Origin of the sequence: Lactobacillus delbrueckii subsp. delbrueckii DSM 20074 = JCM 1012, from assembly GCF_001433875.1 — a bacterium.
GTDB classification, from domain to species: domain Bacteria; phylum Bacillota; class Bacilli; order Lactobacillales; family Lactobacillaceae; genus Lactobacillus; species Lactobacillus delbrueckii.
Window position 1 is genome coordinate 524 of record NZ_AZCR01000066.1, and the last position, 7,120, is coordinate 7,643.

Consider the following 7,120-nt stretch of genomic DNA (forward strand, 5'->3'; position numbering starts at 1 on the left):
ATTGTCATGCCCTAAATCAGATATTTGACTTGATTCTCCGGGAGCTATTTCCCGATTAGGCCTTTATTTCAAAATAAAATTGCCTAAAATCATTGATAACACTTGACTTAGAGTAGAAAATAGAGCGCAAAAAAAGGTGCTGTCCGGGTAGACAGCGCCTTTTTAGTCGGTCGTCTTAACGTCGTTGATTACGACATCGTAGCTGACGTTGGCTGAGTCAACGTTGATCTTGACCGTTTCACCCTTCTTGTGGCCAAGCAGGGCCTTGCCGATCGGAGATTCGTTGGAAATCTTGCCGTGGAATGGGTCAGACTGGCTGCTCCCCACGATTTCGTAAGTTTCCGGTTCGTCTTCGCCGACTTCAGTAACCGTAACGGTCTTGCCGATACTTACTTCGTCGGGGTCAACGGCATCAGTGTCGACAATGACAGCATACTTCAATTGTTCGCTGACGGCATCGATTCTTTCTTCCAGCCGCATTTGCTCATCTTTAGCGGCGTCGTATTCTGAGTTTTCAGACAAGTCCCCGTATGAACGGGCAATCTTCAAACGTTCAACGATTTGCGGCCGCTTGACAAACTTCAGGTTCTGCAGTTCTTCTTCCAGCTGCTTCTTGCCTTCGGCAGTCATTTCATAGATTTTTTCAGGCATTTTGATTCTCCTTTATTTAACGCATTATGCAATGTTAAATATTAGAATTTAATTCCGGGAAAGTCAACCATTAACGAATGTTTGCCTCTAATTTTTCTTCCAAAGCGGCTTGCACATTGTCAGTTGCCTTAGTGACAACCGCGTCGGTCAAGGTTTCTGCCTCATTCAAGAAGGTCAGGCGGTAAGCCAGGCTCTTCTTGCCGGCAGCCAGGTGGGCCCCTTGGTAGACGTCGATGACTTCAACGCTAACCAGGTACTTGCCGGCGTTTTCCTTAATGCAGCTTTCAACTTGGGCATTAGTGACATCTTCGTCAACCAAAATTGACAGGTCCCGCTGCACGGCTGGGTACTTCGGAGCCGGCTTGGACTTGACCCCCTTAGCCATCAGCGGCAGCAGGGCATCCAGGTTCAGTTCGTAAACGTAGATTTCCTTGCCGGCGAAGTTCTTGTCAGTCATGGTCAAAACTGGGGAAATTTGGCCGATCAGACCAATATATTCATCATTTACGTAGATACCAGCCGTTCTGGTCGGGTGCATCCCCTTGATTGCTTCGGCCCGGTATTCCACGTCCTTGACCCCGATCATTTCAAATACGTCTTCCAGTTGCCCCTTGACGTAGTAGAAGTCAACGACTTCGTCCTTGTGCTGCCAGTTGCTTTCACCAGCTAAGCCGACGTAAGCGGCTGCCAGGTGTTCATGTTCGTGGTAGTCTCCGCCTTCCATGTCGTAGACGCGGCCGTTTTCAAAGAGCTGGAGTTCAGTTTGCTTGCGGGCGAAGTTGTAAGCAACCGTGTCGAGCAGGCCGCAAATCAAGTTTTGCCGCATGGTGGTTCTGGCTGAGTTCAGCGGCCAATTGACTTTGACTGGGGCCAGGGCCTTTTTGACAAAAGTCGTAGCCAGTTCTTCAGAAGTCAGGGAGTAGTTGATCGTTTCACTGAGCCCCTGCCCTTCCAGCAATTGGCGCAGGTGACGGACCTTGACTTCATCAGCCGCATAGCCGCCAATAAGTTCACCGGTCGCCGGGTGGGTGGACTTGATGTTGTCGTAGCCGTAGATCCGGCCGACTTCTTCAAAGATGTCGGAGTCAATGAAGATGTCCCAGCGGCGGTTTGGCACAGTTACCGTGTATTCGTCGCCATTTACTGCAACCGGGAAGTTCAGCTTGCCCAGGATCTTGACGATTTCGTCCATGGACAGGTCAGTGCCCAGGATCTTGTTGGTCCGGGAAGCAGTGGTCGTAATAACAACTGCTTCCTTGTCCAGGTCGCTGGCCTTGATTTCACCAGCTAAGACAGTGGCGCCGGCATTTGCCCGCAAGATCAAGGCGCAGATATCCAGGGCCTTTTGGGTGTTGTCCCAGTTGATCCCCTTTTCAAACAAAGCAGAAGCGTCAGTCCGGTTGTCGTGGCGCAGAGCTGCCTTTCTGGTCAAGGCCGGGTCAAAGACAGCAGCTTCCAGGATCACATCAGTAGTTTCTTCAGTTACTTCGCTGTTCAAGCCGCCCATCACGCCAGCTAAGCCGACTGCCTGCTCACCATCAGTGATCACGATGTCTTGCGGGTCCAGGTCGATTTCTTTTTCATTCAAGAGCTGCAGCTTTTCGCCTTCCTTGGCCAAGCGGACCTCGATCTTCTTGGTCTTGTCAAAAAGCTTGGCGTCGTAAGCGTGCATTGGCTGGCCAGTCAAGAGCATGACATAGTTGGTCGCGTCAACCACATTGTTGATTGGGCGGATGCCGGCATTCCACAGGCGGACCTGCAGCCAAAGGGGACTTTCAGCGATCTTGACCCCGGTCAGCTTTCTCAAGTAGTACTTCGGCGCGATCTTTTCATCAGCAACGGCAGTAAAGTCACCAGTCCAGTCTGCCCCGTCTTCTTTAAGGACAACGTCTTCGATCTTTGGCTTCTGGTCAATCAAGGCACCAACTTCATAAGCTGCCCCTTCCATTGAGGAAGTGTCGGCTCGGTTTGGGGTAATGTCGAAGTCCAAAACGTAGTCGTCCATGCCCAAGGCTGCAAAGACAGAGTCACCAGGCTTAAGGTCCGGATCATGGAAGACCCAGATGCCGTCGGCGTACTTCGGCGGAACAACTGAGTCGCTGAAGCCGAGTTCTTGCAGGCCGCAGATCATCCCATTGGATTCAATCCCGCGCAGCTTGCCCTTCTTGATCTTGATCCCGCCTGGCAAATGGGCCCCGGGCAGGGCCACGATCACGTCCTGGCCAGCAGCCACGTTAGGTGCCCCGCAGACGATCTGGCGGGCTTCATCTTCACCAACGTCGACCGTAGTCTTGTTGAGGTGGGTCCCTTCGATCTTTTCGCAGGTCAAAATATGGCCCACGACCAGCTTGCTCAAGCCGTCTTCCGGGTGAACCGTTGAGGCGATTTCAACCCCGGACCGAGTCAGTTTTTCAGCCAAGGCGTAAGGGTCTACGCCGTCCATGTTCAAGAAATCTTTCAACCAATTGTAAGAAACTAACATTAATCTTCCTCCTGACGGAATTGTTGCAAGAAGCGCACGTCGTCACTGTAAAAGTCGCGGATGTCGTCAATACCATACTTCAAGATGGCGAAGCGGTCCAGGCCCAGGCCAAAGGCAAAGCCGGAGTAGACGCTTGGGTCAATGCCAGCGGCAGACAAAACATTCGGATGAACGATCCCGGCACCCAGAACTTCGATCCAGCCGGTGTTCTTGCAGATCGCGCAGCCCTTGCCGCCGCATTCAAAGCAGGAAACGTCCATTTCAACTGATGGTTCAGTAAATGGGAAGTAGCTTGGCCGCAGGCGGGTTTCCCGGTCCTGGCCGAATTCGTGCTTGGCCACCAGTTCCAAGGTCCCCTTAAGGTCACTCAAGGAGATGTTCTTGCCGACAACCAGCCCTTCCATCTGCATGAACTGGTGGGAGTGGGTGGCGTCGTCATCGTCTCTTCTGTAAACCTTGCCTGGGGAGATCATCTTGAGGTCCCCTTTATCGAAGTCATGCTTTTCCATGGTCCGGGCTTGAACTGGTGAAGTCTGGCTCCGCAGCAGGTGGTCAGCGTCAACGTAGAAAGTAGCCTGCATGTCCCGGGCCGGGTGGTCCTTAGGCAGGTTCAGCATTTCGAAGTTGTAGTGTTCGCTTTCGATTTCCGGGCCTTGGACAACTTGGTAGCTCATGCCGATGAAGAAACGTTCCAGGTCGTCTTGAATGATTCTGATCGGGTGCTTGGAGCCAACATGCTTTCTGCGCCCTGGCAGGGTCACGTCAATCTTTTCAGCTTCCAGGCGGGCCTCAATGGCCTTTTCGATCAAGTTATCCTTGGCAGAAGCCAGCTTTTCATTAAAGAGGTCGCGGAGTTCGTTGACCTTCTGGCCGACTTCCCGCCGCTTTTCCGGAGCAACGTCCTTCATCTGGTGCAGAATTTGCGTCAGTTCCCCCTTCTTGCCGACCAGCTTAACCCGGACGTCATTCAGGCTCTTTTCGCTTTCTGCTTCCTTGATTTCAGCAAGCCCCTGCTCCCGCAGGTCCTTCAATCGATCAAATAAATCCATTTGCTCATTCCTTTCAACAAAAAAACTCCGCCCCCCAAAAGGGACGAAGCTTCGCGGTACCACCCTAGTTTAGGCCCAAAAAGGTCTACGCTCTATACCGATAACGGTGGCAGCCGGAATTGATTAGATCCTACTCGCAAGATGAAATTCGCAAGCCGCTCTTTGGTTTCCTTTCAGTTGCCAAGAAACCTCCCTGTCAAAGACCGGACTTGCTACTAGTCTTGTTCTTAGTAATTAATTAAAATCATAGGCTAAAACTTGCTTAAATGCAAGTCGTTTTTTACGACCACTTGTCAGCCCAGATATGAACCTGGTTGAAGACCGGCTTTAATTTGGCCCCTTTTGGCGTCAAAGTGTAAAGGACGATCTTCTTTTCCGCATCCTTGGACCGCTTGACAATCCCGGCAGCTTCCAGCTCCCGGAGGCGTTCGACCAGAACCCGGTCAGAGCAGGCACCGACCGCGTGGGCAAGGTCCCGGAAGCGCATGGCCTTGGTGCCGCACAAAGAGCTGATGATCAAGCCGTTCCACTTCTTGCCGATGATCTCAAAGGCCTTGACGAAGCGGGCACACATTTCGTAGTTTTCAGCGTTTTTACAGCATGGCTCGTCCTGTTTAGCTAATTCTGTCATAGAGAAATCCTCCTCAAATTAGTTTCCATGTTAATTATTTAAGCACACTTTACTTACGAAAAACAAGCAAAAAGCCTTTTCCTAGCTGAAGTGGTAGATCATGATCCCGGCAGCAACAGCGGCGTTCAAGGATTCAGCCCGGCCCTTGATCGGGATGTAGAGCTTCTCGTCAGCCAGAGCCGCGATTTCCGGGCTTACCCCGTGCGCCTCATTGCCGATGATCAAAGCAACCTGGGCTACTGGGGCAAAGTCGCCCAATTGTTTAGCGGCTGGATCCAAAAGGCTGGCGTAAACTGGAATATCCGCGGCCTTCAAGCTGGCAATGGCGTCTGGCAGGTCAGCCTTGATCAAGTTCAAGTGGAACTGGCTCCCCTGCATGGACCGCTGGACCTTTGGGTTGTAAAGGTCAACCGTCTTGTTTGACAGGATCACCCCGTCAAAGCCAGCCGCGTCAGCCGTCCGGATGATGGTGCCGACATTGCCCGGGTCAGCCAGGTCATCTAAGAGGACCCACTTGCCGTAGCTGAAGAAAAAATGCTCAGACTGGTTGATCTTGACGGTCATAAAGATATCCTGGGAATTCTTGGTGCTGCTGAGGTGACTGGCCACGCTTTGGCTGATCTTGATCAGCTTGCCCTCATCATAAGCCAGGCCCAGTTGCGCCAAGCGGCTTAGGGCTGCTTCAGTAGCCAGGATTTCCCGGTACTTGACGCTTGCTTTTAAGGCTTCTTCAACTAGGTGGAAGCCTTCGATCAAGTAATAGCCGCTTTCTTCACGGTATTTCTTCTGCTGCAGCTTGCCGATGGCCTTAATTTGCGGATTGTTGACAGATGTTCTTTCTTGCATGATAAAATACTCCTTAGAAATACTATTTTAATGATTTTTTGCAAAAAATAAAGAAGGTAGTCAAAATGCAAACATGGGAACTATTAGCGCATGGAGTCGTCCAGGGCGTGGGCTTTCGCTGGAGCGTGCAGATGCTGGCTCAGAAGATGAAACTGCCAGGCAGCGTGAGAAACAACCCTGACGGGACGGTCACCATTGTCATTCAAGGGACGCCAACTGATCTGGTCAAGTTTAAAGCTGAGTTGCCAAACGCGGCGCCATATGCCCAAATTTCACGTTTGGACACAAAAGTTCTGCCTGAAATGGAACAAATGCATTCTTTTCATGTATTATATTAGACAGATCATAAGAATTTGGAGAGAAACTATTTAATGAAAAAAATCAACAAACGTTTATTACCTGTCAGCCTGCTGGCGCTCTTGCCGCTTTTCCTTACGGCCTGCGCCAGCCAGACCAGCAAAAACGGCAGCTTAAAGGCCCCGACCAGTGGTCCTTACTACTGGATCTATGAATGGATCGGCCTGCCTTTGCAGCATATCACCGTCAACATCGCCCACGCCATCGGCGGAGCCAGCGGGGCCGGCTGGGCCATCGTCATCATCACTTTGGTCGTCAGAGTGATCTTGATGCCGCTCATGCTGAGCCAGCAGCACAAGGCTACCCTGCAGCAAGAAAAGATGCACCTTCTGCAGCCGCAAATGCAGCTTTTGCAAAAGGCCATGAAGACGCCAGGGATGACTCCTGACCAGCAGATGGCCTTGACAGGTCTGCAAAGAGAGATCTATTCCAAGAACAATGTCTCCATGACTGGCGGGATGGGCTGCCTGTCCCTCTTGATCCAAATGCCAATCATGATCGGGATCTACCAGGCCGTGGCTTACTCAAACGCCCTGGCCAAGTCCACCTTCTTCGGCATTTCCCTGTCCAGCAAGTCCATGGTCCTGGCCATCATCGCCACTGTTTTTGCCTTGATTCAAAGCTACGTGGCCATGATCGGCATCCCTGAAGAGCAAAAGAAGACCATGCAGGCCACCATGCTGATAAACCCAATCATGACCTTCTTCTTCTCCATGTCCTTCTCCGGCGCCCTGGCCCTTTACTGGGCAGTCGGTAACCTGGTCATGGTCATCCAGCAGCTGATCACCACCTTCATCGTGCAGCCGCGGGCCAAGAAGCGGGTTTCCAAGGAACTGGCAGACAGCCCGATCGTGGAAGTCGTTACCCAAGCCAAGCTTGACCAGATCTTGAAGCCAGCCCCTGAACAAAAGCCAACCAGCCTGCCGAAGTCCGGCGACCTGCGCAAGCGCAACCAGGGCAAGCAGAAGCGGAAGTAATCTTCCAAAGAAAAAACAAAGAAGATAATAAACAAAAGAAAAAAGTAAATGATGTGACCCCCAAAATTGGGACAATTTAGTATTACGCCGTTAAGGTTGTTAAAACATGATTCCGATATTCAATCGG

7 protein-coding genes and 1 other annotated feature are annotated in these 7,120 nt (G+C 51.4%); of the genes, 2 read left to right on the plus strand and 5 right to left on the minus strand.

Going from position 1 to position 7,120, the window contains the following annotated elements:
• Positions 1-162 precede the first annotated feature (162 nt).
• From greA to FD23_RS07645, 5 genes are all read right to left on the minus strand, one after another.
• Positions 163-651 carry a transcription elongation factor GreA gene (greA, locus tag FD23_RS07625; RefSeq protein WP_003614897.1) on the minus strand — a complete coding sequence of 163 codons (489 nt, stop codon included), beginning with the start codon at positions 649-651 and terminating at the stop codon, positions 163-165.
• Positions 652-721: 70 nt separating this feature from the next.
• Entirely contained in the window at positions 722-3,133 is a 2,412-nt protein-coding gene (gene pheT, locus FD23_RS07630; protein WP_025896311.1) for a phenylalanine--tRNA ligase subunit beta, read from the minus strand.
• Positions 3,133-4,182, minus strand: coding sequence for a phenylalanine--tRNA ligase subunit alpha (pheS, locus tag FD23_RS07635; protein ID WP_003615610.1), 1,050 nt, complete (start codon positions 4,180-4,182; stop codon positions 3,133-3,135). Before pheS ends, pheT begins: the two co-directional genes overlap by 1 nt.
• Positions 4,183-4,218: 36 nt before the next feature.
• Positions 4,219-4,420: a binding site (T-box leader), on the minus strand.
• Between the two features lie 42 nt (positions 4,421-4,462).
• On the minus strand, positions 4,463-4,813 hold the full coding sequence (locus tag FD23_RS07640) for a winged helix-turn-helix transcriptional regulator (RefSeq protein ID WP_025896309.1): 351 nt from the start codon (positions 4,811-4,813) through the stop codon (positions 4,463-4,465).
• An 81-nt stretch (positions 4,814-4,894) separates the two neighbouring features.
• Positions 4,895-5,659: a TrmH family RNA methyltransferase gene (locus FD23_RS07645; RefSeq protein WP_002879252.1), complete on the minus strand. Its 765-nt coding sequence runs from the start codon at positions 5,657-5,659 to the stop codon at positions 4,895-4,897.
• A 65-nt stretch (positions 5,660-5,724) separates the two neighbouring features.
• Between FD23_RS07645 and FD23_RS07650 the strand changes: the two genes are divergently transcribed.
• Together FD23_RS07650 and yidC are read left to right on the plus strand one after the other, a co-directional pair.
• Complete coding sequence (locus FD23_RS07650; protein WP_002879250.1) at positions 5,725-5,997, plus strand: acylphosphatase; 273 nt, start codon at positions 5,725-5,727, stop codon at positions 5,995-5,997.
• Positions 5,998-6,030: 33 nt separating this feature from the next.
• On the plus strand, positions 6,031-6,993 hold the full coding sequence (yidC, locus tag FD23_RS07655) for a membrane protein insertase YidC (protein WP_025896307.1): 963 nt from the start codon (positions 6,031-6,033) through the stop codon (positions 6,991-6,993).
• Positions 6,994-7,120: the final 127 nt, after the last annotated feature.